Below are 18510 nucleotides of genomic sequence, written 5' to 3' on the forward strand. Positions count from 1 at the left end.
GTGTGGGCGCCGCGGGGCGGGGCGGAGGTGGTGGGCGGGGTGGTGCTGGTGGTGAGGCTGGTGTGGGCGCCGCGGGGCGGGGCGGAGGTGGTGGGCGGGGTGGTGCTGGTGGTGAGGCTGGTGTGGGCGCCGCGGGGCGGGGCGCAGGTGGTGGGCGCGGTGGTGCTGGTGGTGAGGCTGGTGTGGGCGCCGCGGGGCGGGGCGGAGGTGGTGGGCGGGGTGGTGCTGGTGGTGAGGCTGGTGTGGGCGCCGCGGGGCGGGGCGGAGGTGGTGGGCGGGGTGGTGCTGGTGGTGAGGCTGGTGTGGGCGCCGCGGGGCGGGGCGGAGGTGGTGGGTGCGGTGGTGCTGGTGGTGAGGCTGGTGTGGGCGCCGCGGGGCGGGACGGAGGTTGTCGGCGCGGTGGTGTCACCGGACCTGCTGACCGTGGTGGTGAGGGGGTGTATGTGTGGACGCAGTTTCAGCCGTTCGATGCTCGGCGGGTGTTTGCTTGTTTTGATCAGCCGGACTTGAAGGCGACGTTCGCGTTCGAGGTGCGGGTGCCGTTGGATTGGTACTGCGTGAGCAACCAGCGGGAGACCGAGGTTGTCGAGGACGGGGACGCCGCGGTGTGGAGGTTTCCGCCGACGCCGCGGCTGCCGACGTACGCGACAGCTGTGTGCGCCGGACCGTTCCACGTTGTGCGGTCCGGGCGGATGGCGCTCTTCGCGCGTCGTTCGCTGGCGGAGGCGCTGGAGGCGAACGCCGACGAGATCTTCGACCTCAGCGGCCGGGCTCTGGAGCTGTTCGAAGACGCGTTCGGCGTCGCGTTCGACGGTGACTCGTACGACCACGTGTTCCTCCCCGACCAGCCGGGCGCGATGGAGAACCACGGCTGCGTGACCTGGAACGACCAGGTCCTCTACCGCTCCGAGCCGACCGCCGAACAACGCCGCCGCCGCTCACTCGTCCTCCTGCACGAGATGTCCCACATGTGGTTCGGCAACCTGGTGACGCCGCAGTGGTGGGACGGCCTCTGGCTGAGCGAGTCCTTCGCCGACTGGGCCGCCCTCTGGGCCGCCGCCGAACTCGGCGTCCTGGACCAGACCTGGTCGGTAGCAACCGCCCTCGAGAAGGAACGCGCCGCCGACGCCGACCTACTGTCCTCGACCCACGCGGTCAGCCGCCCGATCCCCGACATCGCCACCACCGAAGCGAACTTCGACGCGATCACCTACGCCAAAGGCGCGGCCGTACTCCGCCAACTCGTCTCCGTCGTCGGCGAAGCCGCCTTCTTCGAAGGCCTCCGCAAGTACTTCGCCCAAAACGCCGGCGCGAACGGCAGCCTCCCCGCCCTCCTCGCCGCCGTCCAGCCCTTCACCCCAACAGACCTCACCGCCTGGTCGAGAGTCTGGCTGGAGTCCAGCGGCATCAACACCCTGTCCCTCGAAGACGGCGTACTCATCCAGGACGGCGTACTCCGCCCGCACACCATCTCGATCGGCAGGTACGGCGGTACGCCCCTCGCCGAGCTCGACCGGATCGACCTCACGATCACCGAGCACCGCACCGAGCTCCCGCTCGACGGCTCCGGCCTGCTGCTGCTCGACGACCGCGACACGACGTACGCCCTGCTGCGCCCCGACGCCGAATCGATCCGCACCCTGGTCACATCCGGCGCCGAGCTGAAGGACCCGATCGCCCGCCACACGGCCCGCCGTACCCTCCGAGGCCTCCTGCTCACCGGCCACCTCCCGGCATCCGACGTCTTCACCTACGTAACCGCCGCGGTGACCACAGAACCGGACCCCATCCACCTCAAAGCCCTGACCAACCTCGCCACCGAAGCAACCATCTACGCCAAACCCACCCAACGACCAGCCCTAGAACACCACCTGGCCACCGCCATCACCTCCGCCCTCGACCCGTCCCACCTCGTCCTGGTCGAGGCCCTGGCGGACTGCGCCGGAACCGCAGACCAACTGGCCCTCGTCGACTCACTCCTGACGACCGCCGACCTACCCCAGCCGATCCGCTGGCGCCTCCTCACCCGCCTCGTCGCCCTCGGCGCGGCCGGCACCGACCGCATCGACGCCGAGCAAACCCGAGACCCCGACCCGGACGCCCACTGGCAAGCAGCCGCAGCACGCGCGGCCATCCCCACCACGGCGGCGAAGACCGCCGCGCTAGACCTCCTGCTCACAACCCCCGGCGTACCGGCGGCCGTACTGCGAACCTTCGGCGCAGCCCTCTGGCACCCACGCCACAACACCGCCCATGCGCCGCACTTCCTGGAGCGTCTCATCCCCTTCGCCCACACGACAGACTGGTTCACCGCCGCCCGCGTAGCCCGCTACGCCTTCCCAACCACCGCCGACCTCGCCTTCCTGGACGACGTCCGCGAACTCGCCACCGCCGCACCCCCCGTCCTGGCCCAGGCCCTCCAAGACCAGGAAGAAACAGCCCGCCGCGCCGCGACGGCCCGCAGCACCTGAGGTGCCAACCCAGCCGTCGAGTCGTGGGACTCGGCGGGCGACACGCCGTGCCCGGCGACCTCTATCCACGACTCGCGGTTGCGGGCACGGCGAGGTCAGTTGGACGCTTGGGCTTCGGTGAGGAGTTGGTTGGCCATCAGGCTGAGGTGGGGGATGGGGGACTTGGTGGCGAGGGTGAGCCAGCGGATGGCGTCCGGCCATTCGCGTCGTTCGCGGTGCAGGGCGGCGAGGTTGATGGCGGCCATCGTCGCTGTTTCCAGGTCCTCGTCGGCCGCGAGTTCTTCGAGCAGGGCGCGGGAGCGGTCGTGGTCGCCGAGGTTGAGCAGGAGGACGCCGAGTCGCATCCGGGCCTCGCGGGACTCGGACGGCGCGGTCGAGTCGGCGGCGGCCTCGTAGAACGTCCGGGCGTCGTACGGGAGGCCGGCGCGTTCCTTGAGCTTGCCGAGGTCGAGTGCCGCGGACAGGACGGACGGTGCGTGTCCCGAGTCGTACGCGAGCAGGAGGTAGAGCTCCGCCTCGGTGTCGTTGCCCTGGTCGGCGGTCATCCGGCCGAGAGCGATCGCCGCCTGGGTCATTCGGCGGGTACTCGGGTTCTCGAGCGCGCGCTGCAGTTGCTCGACGGCCTCGGGCTCGCGGTCGAGGTGCAGGAGGAGCTGGGCGCGGCGTAGTGCGACGTCCGGTTCCGCCTGGGGGCCAGCCAGCGCGAGTGCGCGGTCCAGCGTTGCCGCGGCGTCCTGGAGACGTTGCTGAGTCAGCTCGAGCAGCGACATCATCAGCTCGCCGGCGCCCCGGGTGCCGGCGTCCAGGCTGTGCCGCGCCTGCTCGGCGAAGTCGAACGCCTCCGCGACCCGGTCCGCCGCGACCAGGTCGTCGAACCTGTTCAGCGCACCGTCGTAGTCGAGCCCGAGCGTGGAAATCTCCGCCTGCCGTACGCCGAGGTTCGCCGCGACCCGCGCGTCCCGCCGTCGCCGGAACCACCCGCGCGCCTTGCCCGCGTCGTTCATCGCCGCCCCGCCTCCGTCTCGTGCACCCGAAACCCGATGCCCCGGACCGCCTCGATCCGGAGCGCGTCACCGACCCGGGCCCGGAGCCGCTCGACGACCTCGTCGACGCCGGCGCCGCACTCACGCTCGAGCCGCGCACGCGTCACCACCGCGCCCGGCGTCCGCAGCAGCAGTTCGAGTACTGCGTACTCCGCACCGTCGACCGCGAACCGCCGCGCCCCTGGAACCGGAGCGGCCACCGGCGCGCGGCACATGCTGCGCACCCGCTCGACTATCTCCGCTGGATCCACCGGCCAAACCAGGTAATCGTCCGCGCCGTACTGCACGAGCGCCGCGCCGTCGCCTTCCGCGCTCAGCACGAGCGCCGGAATCGTCTCCCCGCCCTGCCGCAGCGCACTCACCAGCGCGACATCGTCCGCCACCAGACCGTCGTACGCCGCACCCGCGAGCGCCTGCTCCGCCGCGGCCCGATCACCCACGGCCGCCGCCTCGAACCCGGCCGCCCGCAGAGCCGAGACTGCCCCAGCTCTGGCCTCACCCTCGCGATGCAGTACCAGAATGCGCACGGCAGCAGAGTCTATTCGAACGATCGAACAGCACTGGTCACCATGTGGGCATTGTCCACTCGATCGGTTGACTTAGGGCTCAATAGAGGCAGGACCCTCGAGGAACGGAGCCGCGATGACGCTGGATGACGCCTATCGACTGCGGTACGGCGCGGGGACGCCGTTCGAACCGCCGACCGCGTGGAGCGACGTACTCGCACAGCAGCTCGGTCACCGGTCGGTGCGGGCGTACCGGCCGGATCCGGTGCCCGACGACACGCTGACGGCACTTGTCGCGGCGGCGCAGTCGGCGCCGACCTCGGGGAACCTCCAGCTCTGGAGCGTGGTCGCTGTCCGCGATCAGGAACGACGTGCCCGGCTGGCGGGGCTCGCCGGCGAGCAGGACTTCATCGCCCAGGCCCCGCTGTTCCTGGTCTGGCTGGCCGATCTCGCCCGGGCCCGGCAGATCACGACCGAGCTCGGAGCCGGGACCGCCGAGGCCGCCGACTTCGTCGAAGCGGCGCTGCTCGCGTTCGTCGACGTCGCGCTGGCGGCGCAGAACGCGGCGCTGGCCGCGGAGTCGCTGGGGCTCGGGACGGTGTTCGTCGGCGCGATCCGGAACCGGCCCCTGGACGTCGCCGCGGAACTGGCGCTGCCGCCGAACGTGTTCCCGGTGTTCGGCCTCACCGTTGGCCATCCCGATGAACTCGGCACGAGCACGGTGAAGCCCCGGCTCCCGCAGCAGACGGTCCTGCACCATGAGCAGTACGAACTCGAACCGCAGGCGGCACAGGTGACGACGTACGAAGGGGTGCTGAACGCCTTCTACGCCGAGGCCGGGCTGCCGGCCGGCTGGATCGACCGGGTGGTCGCCCGGTTCGGGACCGTCGCCGGCCTGAAGGGTCGTGAGCACCTCCGGGAGGCACTCAGGACCCGCGGCTTCGAGCTGCGCTGAAAGCCCTCACCGCAGCCCTCACTGCCACCCGCTACCGGAAGATGTAGAAGCCGGTCACCGCGGTCGGAAGGATGCCGAGCAGGGGCCAGAGCGAGAGCGGGCTCTTGCGGTGGATGGCCAGGATGCCGACCGCGGTCATGACGCCGATCACGCCGGACATGATCCACAGGCCGACGCCCTTGCCGAAGTTGTCGTGCGAGACGCCGATGCTGTATACGGCGAGCGTGACGGCGGGGACAGTGCCGACGTGGAAGAGGACCGCCGAGACGACCCAGCGCTGGACGGTCTCGATGTTCATCGGCTTCGGGGTGCGGCGGCGGATCGTCCGCCGGGTTTGTGGTCGCTGGTCGGCGTACGGTGCCTCTTCCATCAATCCTCACTTCGTGGTGGCGTCGCGTGCGGCGGCGATGACGTGGGTCAGGCGTTCGTGGAGCTCCATCAGCTCGCCGACGTCCAGGCCGAGCCGGGCGACGACGGCCGGCGGGACCTTCAGCGCGTCGTTGCGCAGTGCCCGGCCCTGGTCGGTGAGCGAGACCGCGAGCGAGCGCTCGTCGCGGGTGTCGCGGTCGCGTCGCAGCAGCCCGGCGCTCTCGAGCCGCTTGAGCAGCGGGGACAGCGTCGCGGGCTCGAGCTGGAGCATCCCGGACAGATCCTTGACCGAGACCGGTTCGAACTCCCAGAGCGCGAGCATCACGAGGTACTGCGGGTGCGTCAGCCCCAGCGGCTCGAGCACGGGACGGTACAGCGCGATCACGCTCCGGGCGGCGATCGCCAGCGCGAAACACACCTGGTGCTCGAGCGCCAACGGGTTCTCCGGCAGCGCCTGTTCGGTGGTCACAGGTCGAGAATAGCAATAGTTAGTGCACTAACGGTTAGTGAGTTGGCTAACGCCACGGTCAGCCGCGGACGACTCTGTCCGGGACCTGCTCGATCCGGGTCCAGCCCTTCCAGCCGCGCTCCTCCATGATCGCGAGCAGCCGCGCGGATTCGGGAGCGGACTCGATCATCACGGCGTCCAGCAGCTCGACGAGCCGGTCGTCGAACGGCTCCTCACCGAGCTGGCTGGCCGCGGCCGCGCGGATGTACAGGCGTTCGAGGATGTCGGCGATCTCCATCAGCAAGGCCTCGTCGCCGTCGTGGTCGACCGCCTCGCTCACCAGGCTGTAGAGCTTGCGTGTGTCAGGGTCCTCCAGCTGCTCGTGCTTCGCCGCGATCACGGCGTCGATGACGTCGGGCACCTGGGCGGCGATCATGATCCAGGCGTCGCGTTCCATCTCGATGTAGCGCTCGCTGATGCCGTCACTCCGCAGCCGGTCGAGGTAGCCCACCACGCTCTGCGGGAGCGCGAGGTGGTCGCCGGCGGCCAGCTTGGCGAGCCGCCGGCGACTGTCCTGCAACCGCCGGATCTCCGCCCGCAGGTCCTTGTCGATCCGGTGTACGCCGTCCTCGAACTCCTCCGGGGCCGCGTCGAGCAGCTCCTGCACCCGGGCCAGCGGTACGCCGGCCTCGGCGAGCGTGTGGATGCGGATCAGCCGGACGACGGCGGCGGAGTTGTACGACCGGTACCCGGAGCGGTCGCGGCCGGGCTCCGGCAGCAGCCCGATCTTGTGGTAGTGGCGCACGGCACGCACCGTCACCCCGGCGTACGCGGCCAGCTGGCTGATGGTGAGCATGGGTCCAGCCTGCCTCAGGCGGCCTTCCGTCGATAGGCCATCATCGCCAGGACGTACGCCACCACGAGTACGCCGACGCACCACGCCAACGCCGTCCAGATGGCGTTGCCGACCGGCTGCTGGGCGAACAGCGCCCGGATCGTGTCGACGATCGACGTCACCGGCTGGTGCTCGGCGAACCACCGCACCGGCCCGGGCATGGTCTGCGTGGGCACGAACGCCGAGCTCACGAACGGCAGGAAGATCAGCGGGTACGCGAAGGCGCCCGCGCTCTCCACCGAACTCGCGGTCAGCCCGGGGATCACCGCGAGCCAGGTCAGCGCCAACGTCGACAGCAGCAGAATGCCGGCCACCGCGAGCCAGGCCAGTACGCCCGCGCCCGACCGGAAGCCCATCAGCAGCGCGACGCCGACCACGATCACCAGCGCGATCAGGTTGGCGACCATCGACGTGACGACGTGCGCCCAGAGCAGGCCCGACCGGGCGATCGGCATCGACTGGAAACGCTCGAGGATCCCGCTCTTCAGGTCCATGAACAGCCGGAACGCGGTGTAGGAGATGCCGGACGCGATCGTGATCAGCAGGATGCCCGGCAGCATGAAGTTGATGTACTTCGCCCCGGTGTTGATCGCGCCGCCGAACACGTAGACGAACATCAGCATCAGCGCGACCGGGGTCAGGACGGTCGTGATGATGGTGTCCAGGCTGCGGGTGATGTGCCGCAGCGTCCGCACCGTCAGCGCGGTGGTGTCGCTGAGGAAGTACCGGTTCATCGCTTGTCTCCAATGATGGCCAGGAAGATCTCCTCGAGCGTCGGCTGCTTCTCGACGTACTCGACCTTCGCGGGCGGCAGCAGCTGCTTGAGTTCGGCCAGGGTGCCGTTCGCGATGATCCGGCCCTGGTGCAGGATCGCGATCCGGTCCGCCAGTTGCTCGGCCTCGTCGAGGTACTGCGTGGTCAGCAGCACCGTCGTACCGGAGCCGGCCAGCTCCTTGACCAGCTGCCACACCTCGATCCGCGCCTCGGGGTCGAGGCCGGCCGTCGGCTCGTCGAGGAAGATCACCGGCGAGTCCCCGAGCAGGCTCATCGCGATGTCCAGCCGGCGCCGCATGCCGCCCGAGTACGTCGCGACCCGGCGGGCACCCGCCTCCGTCAGCGAGAACCGCGCCAGCAGGTCGTCCGCGACCTTGCCCGGGTCGGGAAGGTGCCGCAGTTTGGCCACCAGGACGAGGTTCTCCCGGCCGGTGAGGATCTCGTCGACCGCGGCGAACTGCCCGGTCAGACTGATCGAGTCCCGGACGTCGTTCGCCTGCGCCGCGACGTCGAAGCCGTTCACCGTGGCCGTGCCCGCGTCTGCCTTCAACAGGGTCGCGAGGATCCTGATCGTGGTGGTCTTCCCGGCGCCGTTGGAGCCGAGCAGCGCGAAGATGCTGCCCCGCGCCACCTCGAAGTCCACGCCGCGCAGGACCGCCTGTTTGCCGTAGGACTTCTGCAGTCCTTGCACCCGGATGGCCGAATCTGTGCTCATGGCGATCAGGATGAAGGGTTGACCCTGCGTCAAGGTCAAGGCAACGCTTCCGATCAAGCGCACGCGACAGCCGATCAAGCGCGCGGCGGCTCCAGTCGCGAGGCTTGGAGGGTGTCTTCTCCTACTACGTCCCGCGCGGCGGTGCGCCGTACCGGACTGTTGTCTTTGACTGCTCTCGATCTCGGGATCTGCCTGCTGGTGGCGAGCGAGTTCCTGCCGGCCAGCGTGCTGCCGCGGATGGCCGCCGACCTCGGTGTCTCCGAGGGGACGGCAGGGCTGGCGGTCGCCGCCACCGCGATCGCCGGTGCGATCACGGCGCCGTCCATCGCCGTGGTGTTGCCGCGGACGGACCGCCGGCTGGTGCTGATCGGGCTGCTCGCGGCGGCCGCGGTGTCGGATCTGGCGGTGGCCCTCGCACCCGCGTTTGTCGTTGTGTTGTTGAGCCGGCTGGTGCTCGGGGTCGCGATCGCCGGCTACTGGTCGTTCGCGTTCGGTGCCGGCGTCCAGGCGATGCCCGGTCGGGAGCGGCTGGTGTCGACCAGCTTGTCGGTCGGAGTCAGCGTCGCGACGATCGTCGCGATACCGCTGGCGTCGGTCGGGGCGGACAGCGTGGGGTGGCGCGTTGTGTTCGGGGTGGCGGCCGGGGTCACCGTGCTGAGCCTGGGGTTCCTGGTGGCGGTGTTCCCGGCGGTGCCGGCGCATCCGTCGGCGGGGCTCGTGATGATGCGCAGCGCGTTGCGGAATCCGTTGCTGATCGCGGGTCTGGTGATGATCGTGCTCGCCGCGTTGGGGAACTTCGTCGCGTATCCGTACATCCGGCTGGCGATCATGCGGGTGACGCCGGGGGACTCGGCCTGGTTGTTGCTCGCGTGGGGATTCGGCGGATTGCTGGGGAACCTCGCGGCCGGTGCGTTGGCGAGCCGGTTGCGGGTGGCGTCGGCGGTCGCGCCGCTGTTGCTGTCCGCGAGCCTTGCGGTCACCGGGTACGCCGTGGGCGTGCCGATGCTGGTGGTCGGCGTGGTGTGCTGGGGGATCGCGTTCAGCATGATCCCGGTCGCGACCCAGCTCTGGGTGGCGCGGGCCGAGCGGGAACACACCGAGTCCGCGATGAGCCTGCAGGTGACGGCGTTCCAGACCGCGATCACGGTGGGTGCGGCGGTCGGTGGGGCGGTCGTCGACGGTCACGGCGTCGCGGCGGCGCTCACGGTCGGCGCGGTCTGCGCGGTACTCAGCGGGATCGGTTTCGCCGTACTGCGTCCGTCCTGAAGTACGTCGGATCGCCAGGACTGCGGGGAGGCGCCGTGGTCGGCGGTGAAAGCGCGGCTGAAGGCGGCGATCGAGCCGTAGCCGCAGCGGGAGGCGACCGCCTCGACCGGGAGGTACGGGTCGGACAGCAGCCGTCGTGCCTCGCCCATCCGGACCTCGCGGAGCATCCGGACCGGGCTGCGGCCGAGCGCCTTCTGGAAGCGGGCGCTGAGCGCGGACCGGGACAGGTGGACGAGACTCGCGAGCGACTCCACGCTCCACTTGGTCGCCGGGTCCGCGACCACCGCCTCCAGTACCCGCGCCACGAGCGGGTCGCCCGCCTCGGTGACTGGCCCCTGGTCCTGCTGCCAGGACTGCGTCATCGCGGCACCGATCAGCGTGCCGTACCCGTCCGCGAACACCGTCGCGCGGCAGACCCCGTCCAGCGGACAGCCGCGGACCAGGTCGGCGACCCCCGCGTGCCGGCCGGCGAACCCGCGGACCAGCAGCGGACTCGGCACCGGCTGCGTCGCGACCACCACGCGCAGATCCCCGATCGCGAGTTTGGCGCCGTCGTCGGTCCCGATCGCGAAGGCGGTCCGCGCGTCCACCCAGGCCGCGTCCCCGGCCGCGAGCGGCGTACTCCCGCTCGCCGTCTCGAGGTACGCCGTACCGTCGAGGACCAGGAACCACTGGGGTCCGGGAACGCTCAACGTCTCGCGCCTGCCGAGGATGTGGTGATTGAGCTGACCGAGGTCGAACCGGGCCGCTGTACGCCGAGAATCCGCCATGAACGCAAGAACAGCCGGGGCCGGGCGGCCTATTCCACAGAGGTTCCTGTCGAACCTGACAACTGCTGTCCACGGCGCACGCCGGCTCGCTAGTCTCGAACGATGGTGCGAGATCCGAGTGGCGAGGTAGCGGCGGTCACCACCGACCCGAGCGTCGTGGCCGACGACGCGGCCGGGGAGCTGGCCGCCGCGGAGACGAGCGAGACCGAGGACCCGACCTCGACGGACGCGCTGGAGTCCGGCCTGGAGAATCTGGAGGGTGCCGCGAAGGCGTTGGAGGACGACTGATCAGCGGCTCGGACTGAGCTGTACGGCGTACCACGCGCTGGCCAGCTCCGCGGCGTCGTGCGGGTCCGAGAGCGTCCTGCCGGTGAGCTCCTGCAGCCGGCGGAGACGGTAGCGGACGGTGTTCGCGTGGCAGTGCAGGGCGCGCGCCGCGTGTTCCGCCGAGCCGTCGTGGTTCAGGTACTCGTGGAGCGTGTCGAGCAGGACCGTACGGTCGTCGGCCGGGAGCGCGAGCACGCTGCCCAGGACGGCCTCGGCGATCCGGCGGCCCTCGTTCGGGTCGATCGCGATCAGCGCGGCCAGCGGGCTCGGGTCGAACCGGCGTACCTCGGCACGACCGACCGGGACCGTCGCCATCGCCGTTCGGGCGAGCTGGAGCGCCCGCGGCGTGTCGGACAGGTTCGAGTACAGCGGGCTCACGCCGGTCCGGGCGCTGACGCCCTCGCGGAGCAGCGCCAGGACGAGTTCTTCCTGGCCGGCGGCGATCGCGACCAGGCCCAGCTGCAGCGCCGGGGTGAGCCGCCAGCCCGAGACCACGCCACGCTCGGACAGCCGCCGTTCGATCCCTGGCAGGCTTTCCGCCGCCAGCGCGCGGGTCTCCGCCGCGACGACGAGCAGTTGCCCGCCGGGCGGAAGGCCGAGCAGCGACGCGGCCTCCCACGGACCGCCGTCCGGCCCCGGCTGACCGGTCAGCAGCGCCTCGACCAGCGCGGCCCGGCGCCGCTGCCGGGCCAGCATCAGCTCGGCGGTGGCAGCCCGGTACGCCTCGGTGACGGCGAGCGCGTGTTCGTCGGTCACCTGCCAGATCAGGCTCGCCGCCGACAGCAACGCGTCCGACGCGGACTGCTCACCGGTCTCCTTGGCGTGCGCGAGCAGCGCGTCCCAGAGCGTCGCGAAGCTGATCCGGTACGCCTGCAGTACTTCGGGCAGCGGCGCCGACTGCTGCGCCCGGCGGCGGCCGGTCTCCCGCGGCGCGTCCAGGTCCAGCGGGGCCTGCGGCTCCCGGATCGCGCCGACCAGGAAGCGCAGGTTGTGCCCGACCGAGCGCCGCAGGTCCGCGATGGAGACCACCGCGCCGGTCCGGTAGAACGGCATCTTGGCGACGATCGCCGTACAGGCGTTCTCGGCGAGCTCGGGCAGCTGCCCCTCGGCCCAGGCCGCGAGCTGCGCGAGGTCCGGCTCGGTGTCGGTCATGTCCTCATCTCAGCACACCGGCGGCGTCCTAACACCGACCCGCGTCCGATGCAGCGGCGGTTCGCTGGCGGTTCGGACAACCCGGTCGGTCGCTTCGGACAAAGACCCGGGCGATCCGCCGCCGGCGTCGCGGCCCGGCGGTAGCGTCCGGCACGTTCCCGGCGTACCGCGGCGGCCGGCCCGGCACCCGGGCCGATGCCTTGGGCAACGATCATGCCGGGGAGCGGACCGAGCACTAACGGAGGCTGAGATGGCGAAGGCGGTCGGTATCGACCTCGGGACCACCAACTCGGTGATCGCGGTGGTCGAGGGTGGTCACCCGACGGTGATCGCGAACGGCGAGGGATCCCGGACGACGCCGTCGGTGGTGGCGTTCACCGAGGACGGCGAGCGGCTGGTCGGCCAGCTCGCCCGGCGGCAGGCGATCCTGAACCCGAAGGGCACGATCTACTCGGCGAAGCGGTTCATCGGCCGCCGGTACGACGAGGTCACCAGCGAAATGACCGCGGTGTCGTTCGACGTGGTCGAAGGCCCCGACGGGTCGGTGCGGTTCGACGTCCGGGGCAAGCTGTACGCGCCCGAGGAGATCTCCGCGCTGGTGCTGCGCAAGCTCGTCGAGGACGCGTCGAAGTTCCTCGGCGAGAAGGTGACCGAGGCGGTGATCACGGTCCCGGCGTACTTCAACGACACCCAGCGGCAGGCGACCAAGGACGCCGGGAAGATCGCCGGGCTGGAGGTGCTGCGGATCATCAACGAGCCGACCGCGGCGGCGCTGGCGTACGGGCTGGACAAGAAGGAGAACGAGACCGTCCTGGTGTTCGACCTGGGCGGCGGGACCTTCGACGTCAGCATCCTGACGGTCGGCGACGGTGTCGTCGAGGTGCTGTCGACGTCCGGTGACGGGCACCTGGGCGGCGACGACTTCGACCGGCGGCTGGTGGACTACCTGGCCGACGAGTTCAAGAAGGCCGAGGGCGTCGACCTGCGGGACGACGCGCAGGCGCTGCAGCGGCTGTTCGAGGCGGCCGAGAAGGCGAAGGTCGAGCTGTCGTCGGTGACCCAGACGCAGGTCAACCTGCCGTTCGTGACGGCGACCTCGACCGGGCCGAAACACCTGGTGGTGACCGTGATGCGGTCGACGTTCGACGAGATCACCCACGATCTCGTGGAGCGCTGCCTGGGGCCGGTGCAGCAGGCGATGACGGACGCGAAGGTGACCGCGAACGACCTCGACGAGGTGATCCTGGTCGGCGGCTCGACCCGGATCCCGGCGGTCCAGCAGCTGGTCCGGCGGCTGACCGGCGGCAAGGACCCGAACATGACCGTGAACCCGGACGAGGTGGTCGCGATCGGCGCGGCGACCCAGGCCGCGATCATCAAGGGCGAGCTGAAGGACGTGCTGCTGCTCGACGTCACGCCGTTGTCGCTCGGCGTCGAGACGCTCGGCGGGATGATGACCAAGGTGATCGAGCGGAACACCACGATCCCGGCCCGGCGGACCGAGACGTTCAGCACCGCGGAGGACAACCAGAACGCGGTCGACATCGTCGTACTGCAGGGCGAACGTGAGCGGGCCGCGGACAACCGGGTGATCGGGCGGTTCCGGCTGGAGGGGATCCGGGCGGCCGGGCGGGGCGAGCCGCAGATCGAGGTCACCTACGACATCGACGCGAACGGGATCCTGAACGTGTCCGCGAAGGACAAGGACACCGGCGTCGAGCAGACGATCACGATCACCGAGAGCTCCGCGCTGGACTCGTCCGAGGTGGACCGGATGGTCGCGGACGCCGAGCAGCACCGGTCCGAGGACACCCAGCTGCGGGCGGACGTCGACGCGCGGAACGAGCTGGACGCGGTCGCGTACCAGGTCGACCGGCGGCTCGGCGAGCTCGGTGACGCGGTCGCCGTGCACGAGAAGGCGCGCGCGGAGACGCTGGTCGCGGACGCCCGGCAGGCGGTCAAGGACGGCGCCGGGGTGGACCGGGCGCGGCCGCTGACACAGGAGCTGCAGCAGGTGTACCAGAGCTTGGCGGCGAGCCGGCCTGCCGACCAGCCCGCTGCGCCGGCTCCCGATGCTGACGACGACGTGATCGACGCCGACTTCACGGTGGACTGATGTCCGGCGAGGAAGCGCTGTCGGACAAAGTTGATGAGGCGGCGCTGGCGGAGGAGTCTCACAAGGGGCATGCCGAGTCCGAGATTGCCCGGCTCGACGACCAGTTGCGCCGTACGGCGGCCGACCTGGACAACCTGCGCAAGCGCTACCAGCGCGACCTCGACCGGGAGCGCGCCGCCGAGCGTGCCCGGGCCGCGGTCGCCTGGCTGCCGGTTGTGGACAACCTCGAACTGGCCCTCCAGCACGCCGACACCGGCGCCGAGGCCGTCGTCGAAGGGATCAAGGCGGTCCATCAACAGGCCGTCGCGGCACTCGAGCGGCTCGGGTACCCGCGGTTCGACCCGACCGGCGAGCCGTTCGACCCCGCCGTCGACGAGGCCGTCAGCACGCTGGCCGATCCGGACGCGGAGCCGGGCACGGTGATCGCCGTGGTCCGGGCCGGCTACGGCACGCCGGACGCGCTGCTGCGGCCCGCGTCGGTCGTCGTCGCGAAGCAGTAGCGCCATGGCCGATTTCTACGAGTTGCTCGGGGTCGGCCGGGACGCGGCGGCCGACGAACTGCAGCGCGCGTACCGGAAGCTGGCGCGGAAGTACCACCCGGACATCAACAAGGACCCCGGCGCCGAGGAGAAGTTCAAGCAGGTCTCCGAGGCGTACGACGTACTGTCGGATCCCGAGCAGCGGAAGCGGTACGACGCGTTCGGCGACGACTTCCGGCGAGTACCGCCGGAGGTGGATCCGCAAACCTGGGGGCAGCGCGGGCGGCCGAGCAGTTCGTTCGATGCCGGGGACATCGATCTCGAGGACCTGTTCGGCGGCATGTTCGGCGGGCGGCGTGGCTGGGGCCCGATTCCGGGGGCGGACCAGGAGGCGGAGCTCGAACTGCCGGTCGTCGAGGCGTACCAGGGCGGCCGGCGGAAGCTGACGGTCGGCGGCCGGACGGTCGACGTGACGATCCCGGCCGGGGTGACCGACGGGCAGCGGATCCGGCTGGCCGGTCAGGGCGGCCGGGGGAGTGGCGACGCGCCGGCCGGCGACCTCTACCTGATCGTCAAACTCCTTCCGGACCAGCGATTCCGGGTCGAGGGCCGCGACCTCTACGCCGACCTCCCGGTGTCGCCGGCGGAGGCCGCGCTCGGTGCTCAGCTCGCCCTCGACACCCCCGGCGGCCAGGTGAAGCTCCGGGTTCCCGCCGGTACGTCGAGCGGCAAACGCCTGCGCCTGAAGGGCCGCGGCCTGCGGAACGGCGACCTGTACGCCGAAGTACGCATCGTCCTGCCCGACAAGCTGTCCGACGACCAACGTCGCCTCTACGAACAGCTCGCCACCCTCGACCAGGGGAGGTCGTGATGAGTACGGCGCTGGCCCGGCCGCTGTTGCTCGACCTCGAAGCGTTCGCCCGGGTGACCGGCGTACATCCGCAGTTGATCGGGCGGTTCGTCGCGCTCGGGCTGCTGGAGCCGGCACGGGTCAGCGGCGGCCGGGTGTGGTTCGCGTACGACGACGTCGCGGCGGTCGCGCGGATCCAGCGGCTGCGGGCGGCGTTCTCGCTCAACTACGCGGCGGTCGGGCTGGTGATCGACCTGCTCGACCGGCTCGCAGCCCAGGAAACAGCACTCCGTACCCGACACTTCGGAGACCGGACATGGACCTGAACCACCTGACGCAGAAGTCGCAGGAAGCACTGCACGACGCGCAGACCAAGGCGCTCCGCTACGGGCACACCGAGGTGGACGGCGAGCACCTGCTGCTCGCACTGCTCGACCAGCCCGACGGCCTGGTGCCCAAGCTGCTCGCCCAGGCGGGCACCGACCCGGACCGGCTGCGGACCGACCTGGAGGCTGACCTCGACCGCCGCCCCAAGGTGACCGGCCCGGGCGCGCAGCCCGGCCAGGTGTACGTGACGCAGCGGCTGTCGAAGCTGTTCGACACCGCCGAGCGGGAGGCGAAGCGGCTCAAGGACGAGTACGTCTCCGTCGAGCATCTCGTGATGGCGTTGCTGGAGGAGGGCGCCGACACCGCGGCGGGTCGCCGTACACGCGAACAAGGGCTGACGCGGGACAAGTTCCTGCAGGCGTTGACCGCGATCCGCGGCAACCAGCGCGTCACGTCGGCGATGCCAGAGGCGTCGTACGAGGCGCTGGAGAAGTACGGGCGGGAGCTTGTCGCGGACGCGCGGACCGGGCGGATGGATCCGGTGATCGGCCGGGACCAGGAGATCCGCCGGACGATCCAGATCCTGTCCCGCAAGACCAAGAACAACCCGGTGCTGATCGGTGAGCCCGGCGTCGGGAAGACCGCGATCGTCGAGGGACTGGCGCAGCGGATCGCGAACGGCGACGTACCGGAAGGGCTGAAGGATCGGGCGGTGTTCGCGCTGGACCTGGCCGCGCTGGTGGCCGGGGCGAAGTACCGCGGCGAGTTCGAGGAGCGGCTGAAGGCGGTGCTCAACGAGGTCACCGCGGCCGAGGGGCGGATCCTGCTGTTCGTCGACGAGCTGCACACGGTCGTCGGTGCCGGTGCGACCGAGGGCGCGATGGACGCCGGCAACATGCTCAAGCCGATGCTCGCGCGCGGCGAGCTGCACATGATCGGCGCGACGACGCTCGACGAGTACCGCAAGTACATCGAGCCGGACGCGGCGCTCGAACGCCGGTTCCAGCCGGTGACCGTGGACGAGCCGACGGTCGAGGACGCGATCTCGATCCTGCGCGGGCTGCGCGAGCGGCTCGAGGTGTTCCACGGCGTGAAGATCCAGGACGGTGCGCTGGTCGCGGCCGTCGTACTGAGCCATCGCTACATCAGCGACCGGTTCCTGCCGGACAAGGCGATCGACCTGGTCGACGAGGCCTGCGCGATGCTGCGCACCGAGATCGACTCGATGCCCGCCGAGCTGGACGAGCTGACCCGGCGGGTACGGCGGCTGGAGATCGAGGACGCCGCGCTCGCGAAGGAGGACGACCCGGCCAGCAGGAACCGGCTGGAGGAACTGCGCAAGGAGCTGGCCGACCTGCGCGCCGAGTCCGGCGCGATGCGGGCGCAGTGGGAGGCCGAGCGTCAGGTGGTACGGCGTACCCAGGAGCTGCGCGGGCAGATCGAGCGGGTCCGGCAGGAGGCCGACCAGGCGGAGCGTTCGTACGACCTGAACAAGGCCGCCGAACTGCGGCACGGGAAGCTGCCCGAACTGGAACGGCGGCTGCTCGCGGAAGAGGAGCAGCTCGCGACGAAACAGGTCGCCGGGCGGTTGCTGCGCGAAGTGGTCACCGACGAGGAGATCGCGTCGATCGTGGCGCGCTGGACCGGGATCCCGGTCAGCCGGCTGCAGGAGGGCGAGCGGGAGAAGATCCTCCGGCTGGACGACGTACTGCACGAGCGGGTCGTCGGGCAGGACGAAGCCGTGCAACTGGTCGCGGACGCGATCGTGCGGGCCCGGTCCGGGATCAAGGACCCGCGCCGGCCGATCGGGTCGTTCATCTTCCTCGGGCCGACCGGGGTCGGGAAGACCGAGCTGGCGAAGGCGCTCGCGGCGGCGCTGTTCGACTCCGAGGACAACATCGTCCGGATCGACATGAGCGAGTACCAGGAACGGCACACGGTCAGCCGGCTGGTCGGCGCGCCGCCCGGGTACGTCGGGTACGAGGAAGGCGGCCAGCTGACCGAGGCGGTCCGCCGGAAGCCGTACTCGGTGGTGCTGTTCGACGAGATCGAGAAGGCGCACGCCGACGTGTTCAACACGCTGCTGCAGGTGCTCGACGACGGCCGGCTGACCGACGCGCAGGGGCGGACCGTCGACTTCCGGAACACCGTGATCATCATGACGTCGAACATCGGGTCGGCGTACCTGCTCGACGGGGTGACGCCGGACGGCCAGATCAAGGAGGACGCCCGGGAGGCGGTGCTGACCGAGCTGCGGCACCACTTCCGGCCGGAGTTCCTGAACCGGGTCGACGAGATCGTGCTGTTCAAGCCGCTGACGCTGCCGGAGATCGAGCATGTCGCGGAGCTGATGTTCGGCGATCTGCGGGCACGGCTCGCCGATCGCCAGATGACGCTGGTCGTGTCCCCGGAAGCCTTGCAATTCATTGCCGAGCAGGGCTTCGACCCGGTGTACGGAGCTCGGCCGCTGCGGCGGTTCATCTCCCGCGAGGTGGAGACGCGGGTGGGGCGGGCGCTGCTGAGCGGTGAGGTGCTGGACGGTGCGGAGGTCGACGTGACGTTGTCGGACGACGGCGCTATCGCTGTCCGGTACGAGAATCCGCCGGTCTGATGGCCGGCGTCGTGCAGTGCCCGCACTGCGGTCAGAAGAACCGCGTTGCCGGGGAGGGGAAGCCGGTGTGCGGGAAGTGCGGGAAGCCGTTGCCGTGGATCGTCGACGGCGGCGACCCGGACTTCTTCGCGACGGTCGAATCGTCCAAGACCCCTGTCCTGGTGGACGTCTGGGCACCGTGGTGCGGGCCGTGCCGGATGGTCAGCCCGGTGCTGGAGAAGCTCGCGGCCGAGAAGGCAGGCGAGCTCAAGCTGGTGAAGGTCAATGCCGACGAGGCACCGGACGTGTCCCGCCGGTTCGACATCCGATCCATCCCGACGCTGATGGTGTTCCGCTCCGGCAAGCCGGTCGCGACATACACCGGAGCGGCGCCGGCCACGGTCCTGCGGCCGTGGCTGGAAGATGCCCTGAGCAACAGCTCCGCGAGGTGAGACAG

At 70.6% G+C, this 18510-nt stretch carries 20 protein-coding genes; 11 read left to right on the plus strand and 9 right to left on the minus strand.

Annotated elements, in window-relative coordinates:
- Both ACFV9C_RS38845 and ACFV9C_RS38850 read left to right on the plus strand, forming a co-directional pair.
- Positions 1–510, plus strand: a 510-nt coding sequence (locus tag ACFV9C_RS38845) for a hypothetical protein (protein ID WP_380201925.1), incomplete at its 5' end; no start/stop codon positions are given.
- The gene (locus ACFV9C_RS38850; RefSeq protein WP_380201927.1) at positions 480–2471 is read left to right on the plus strand and encodes a M1 family aminopeptidase; all 1992 of its coding nucleotides are present in this window, start codon (positions 480–482) and stop codon (positions 2469–2471) included. The genes ACFV9C_RS38845 and ACFV9C_RS38850, both read left to right, overlap by 31 nt.
- A 95-nt stretch (positions 2472–2566) precedes the next feature.
- Here ACFV9C_RS38850 and ACFV9C_RS38855 read toward each other — a convergent pair whose 3' ends face one another.
- On the minus strand, positions 2567–3475 hold the full coding sequence (locus tag ACFV9C_RS38855) for a tetratricopeptide repeat protein (protein WP_380201929.1): 909 nt from the start codon (positions 3473–3475) through the stop codon (positions 2567–2569).
- Positions 3472–4041 carry a response regulator transcription factor gene (locus tag ACFV9C_RS38860; RefSeq protein ID WP_380201931.1) on the minus strand — a complete coding sequence of 190 codons (570 nt, stop codon included), beginning with the start codon at positions 4039–4041 and terminating at the stop codon, positions 3472–3474. Before ACFV9C_RS38860 ends, ACFV9C_RS38855 begins: the two co-directional genes overlap by 4 nt.
- Positions 4042–4156: 115 nt before the next feature.
- Between ACFV9C_RS38860 and ACFV9C_RS38865 the strand changes: the two genes are divergently transcribed.
- A complete protein-coding gene (locus ACFV9C_RS38865) occupies positions 4157–4975 on the plus strand; it encodes an NADPH-dependent oxidoreductase (RefSeq protein ID WP_380201933.1) in 819 nt (272 codons plus the stop codon).
- A 31-nt stretch (positions 4976–5006) separates the two neighbouring features.
- On the opposite strand, the gene ACFV9C_RS38870 is transcribed toward ACFV9C_RS38865, so the two are convergent.
- Genes ACFV9C_RS38870 through ACFV9C_RS38890 form a run of 5 tightly spaced genes read right to left on the minus strand, consistent with a single transcriptional unit; the run spans position 5007 to position 8176 of the window.
- The gene (locus ACFV9C_RS38870) at positions 5007–5345 is read right to left on the minus strand and encodes a hypothetical protein (RefSeq protein ID WP_380201935.1); all 339 of its coding nucleotides are present in this window, start codon (positions 5343–5345) and stop codon (positions 5007–5009) included.
- 6 nt (positions 5346–5351) lie between these two features.
- Entirely contained in the window at positions 5352–5813 is a 462-nt protein-coding gene (locus ACFV9C_RS38875; protein WP_380201937.1) for a MarR family winged helix-turn-helix transcriptional regulator, read from the minus strand.
- A 58-nt stretch (positions 5814–5871) separates the two neighbouring features.
- Positions 5872–6648, minus strand: a complete 777-nt coding sequence (locus ACFV9C_RS38880; protein WP_380201939.1) for a MerR family transcriptional regulator — start codon at positions 6646–6648, stop codon at positions 5872–5874.
- 14 nt (positions 6649–6662) lie between these two features.
- Complete coding sequence (locus ACFV9C_RS38885; protein WP_380201941.1) at positions 6663–7421, minus strand: ABC transporter permease; 759 nt, start codon at positions 7419–7421, stop codon at positions 6663–6665.
- Entirely contained in the window at positions 7418–8176 is a 759-nt protein-coding gene (locus ACFV9C_RS38890) for an ABC transporter ATP-binding protein (protein WP_380201943.1), read from the minus strand. Before ACFV9C_RS38890 ends, ACFV9C_RS38885 begins: the two co-directional genes overlap by 4 nt.
- Before the next feature lie 111 nt (positions 8177–8287).
- Here ACFV9C_RS38890 and ACFV9C_RS38895 point away from each other — a divergent pair, with 111 nt between their 5' ends.
- A complete protein-coding gene (locus tag ACFV9C_RS38895; protein WP_380201945.1) occupies positions 8288–9442 on the plus strand; it encodes an MFS transporter in 1155 nt (384 codons plus the stop codon).
- Here the strand turns inward: ACFV9C_RS38895 and ACFV9C_RS38900 are convergent.
- Positions 9358–10212, minus strand: a complete 855-nt coding sequence (locus tag ACFV9C_RS38900) for a helix-turn-helix transcriptional regulator (protein WP_380201947.1) — start codon at positions 10210–10212, stop codon at positions 9358–9360. The genes ACFV9C_RS38895 and ACFV9C_RS38900 overlap by 85 nt on opposite strands.
- A 102-nt stretch (positions 10213–10314) precedes the next feature.
- Between ACFV9C_RS38900 and ACFV9C_RS38905 the strand changes: the two genes are divergently transcribed.
- On the plus strand, positions 10315–10500 hold the full coding sequence (locus tag ACFV9C_RS38905; protein WP_380201949.1) for a hypothetical protein: 186 nt from the start codon (positions 10315–10317) through the stop codon (positions 10498–10500).
- Here the strand turns inward: ACFV9C_RS38905 and ACFV9C_RS38910 are convergent, their stop codons facing one another.
- Positions 10501–11691, minus strand: a complete 1191-nt coding sequence (locus tag ACFV9C_RS38910; RefSeq protein ID WP_380201951.1) for a PucR family transcriptional regulator — start codon at positions 11689–11691, stop codon at positions 10501–10503.
- A gap of 250 nt (positions 11692–11941) precedes the next feature.
- Between ACFV9C_RS38910 and dnaK the strand changes: the two genes are divergently transcribed.
- The 6 genes from dnaK to trxA are packed head-to-tail and all read left to right on the plus strand — an operon-like array spanning position 11942 to position 18505.
- Positions 11942–13807 (plus strand): molecular chaperone DnaK, encoded by a 1866-nt coding sequence (gene dnaK, locus ACFV9C_RS38915; protein ID WP_380201953.1) that lies wholly within the window; start codon positions 11942–11944, stop codon positions 13805–13807.
- Positions 13807–14307 (plus strand): nucleotide exchange factor GrpE, encoded by a 501-nt coding sequence (locus ACFV9C_RS38920; RefSeq protein WP_380201955.1) that lies wholly within the window; start codon positions 13807–13809, stop codon positions 14305–14307. The genes dnaK and ACFV9C_RS38920 overlap by 1 nt, the downstream gene beginning before the upstream one ends.
- 4 nt (positions 14308–14311) lie before the next feature.
- Positions 14312–15157, plus strand: coding sequence for a DnaJ C-terminal domain-containing protein (locus ACFV9C_RS38925; protein WP_380201957.1), 846 nt, complete (start codon positions 14312–14314; stop codon positions 15155–15157).
- Positions 15157–15462, plus strand: a complete 306-nt coding sequence (locus ACFV9C_RS38930; protein ID WP_380201959.1) for a chaperone modulator CbpM — start codon at positions 15157–15159, stop codon at positions 15460–15462. The genes ACFV9C_RS38925 and ACFV9C_RS38930 overlap by 1 nt, the downstream gene beginning before the upstream one ends.
- Positions 15453–18074, plus strand: coding sequence for an ATP-dependent chaperone ClpB (gene clpB / locus ACFV9C_RS38935; protein WP_380201961.1), 2622 nt, complete (start codon positions 15453–15455; stop codon positions 18072–18074). The genes ACFV9C_RS38930 and clpB overlap by 10 nt, the downstream gene beginning before the upstream one ends.
- On the plus strand, positions 18074–18505 hold the full coding sequence (trxA, locus tag ACFV9C_RS38940; protein WP_380201963.1) for a thioredoxin: 432 nt from the start codon (positions 18074–18076) through the stop codon (positions 18503–18505). The genes clpB and trxA overlap by 1 nt, the downstream gene beginning before the upstream one ends.
- Positions 18506–18510 lie beyond the last annotated feature (5 nt).

It is taken from the genome of Kribbella sp. NPDC059898 (genome assembly GCF_042730855.1).
Taxonomy (GTDB): Bacteria; Actinomycetota; Actinomycetes; order Propionibacteriales; family Kribbellaceae; genus Kribbella.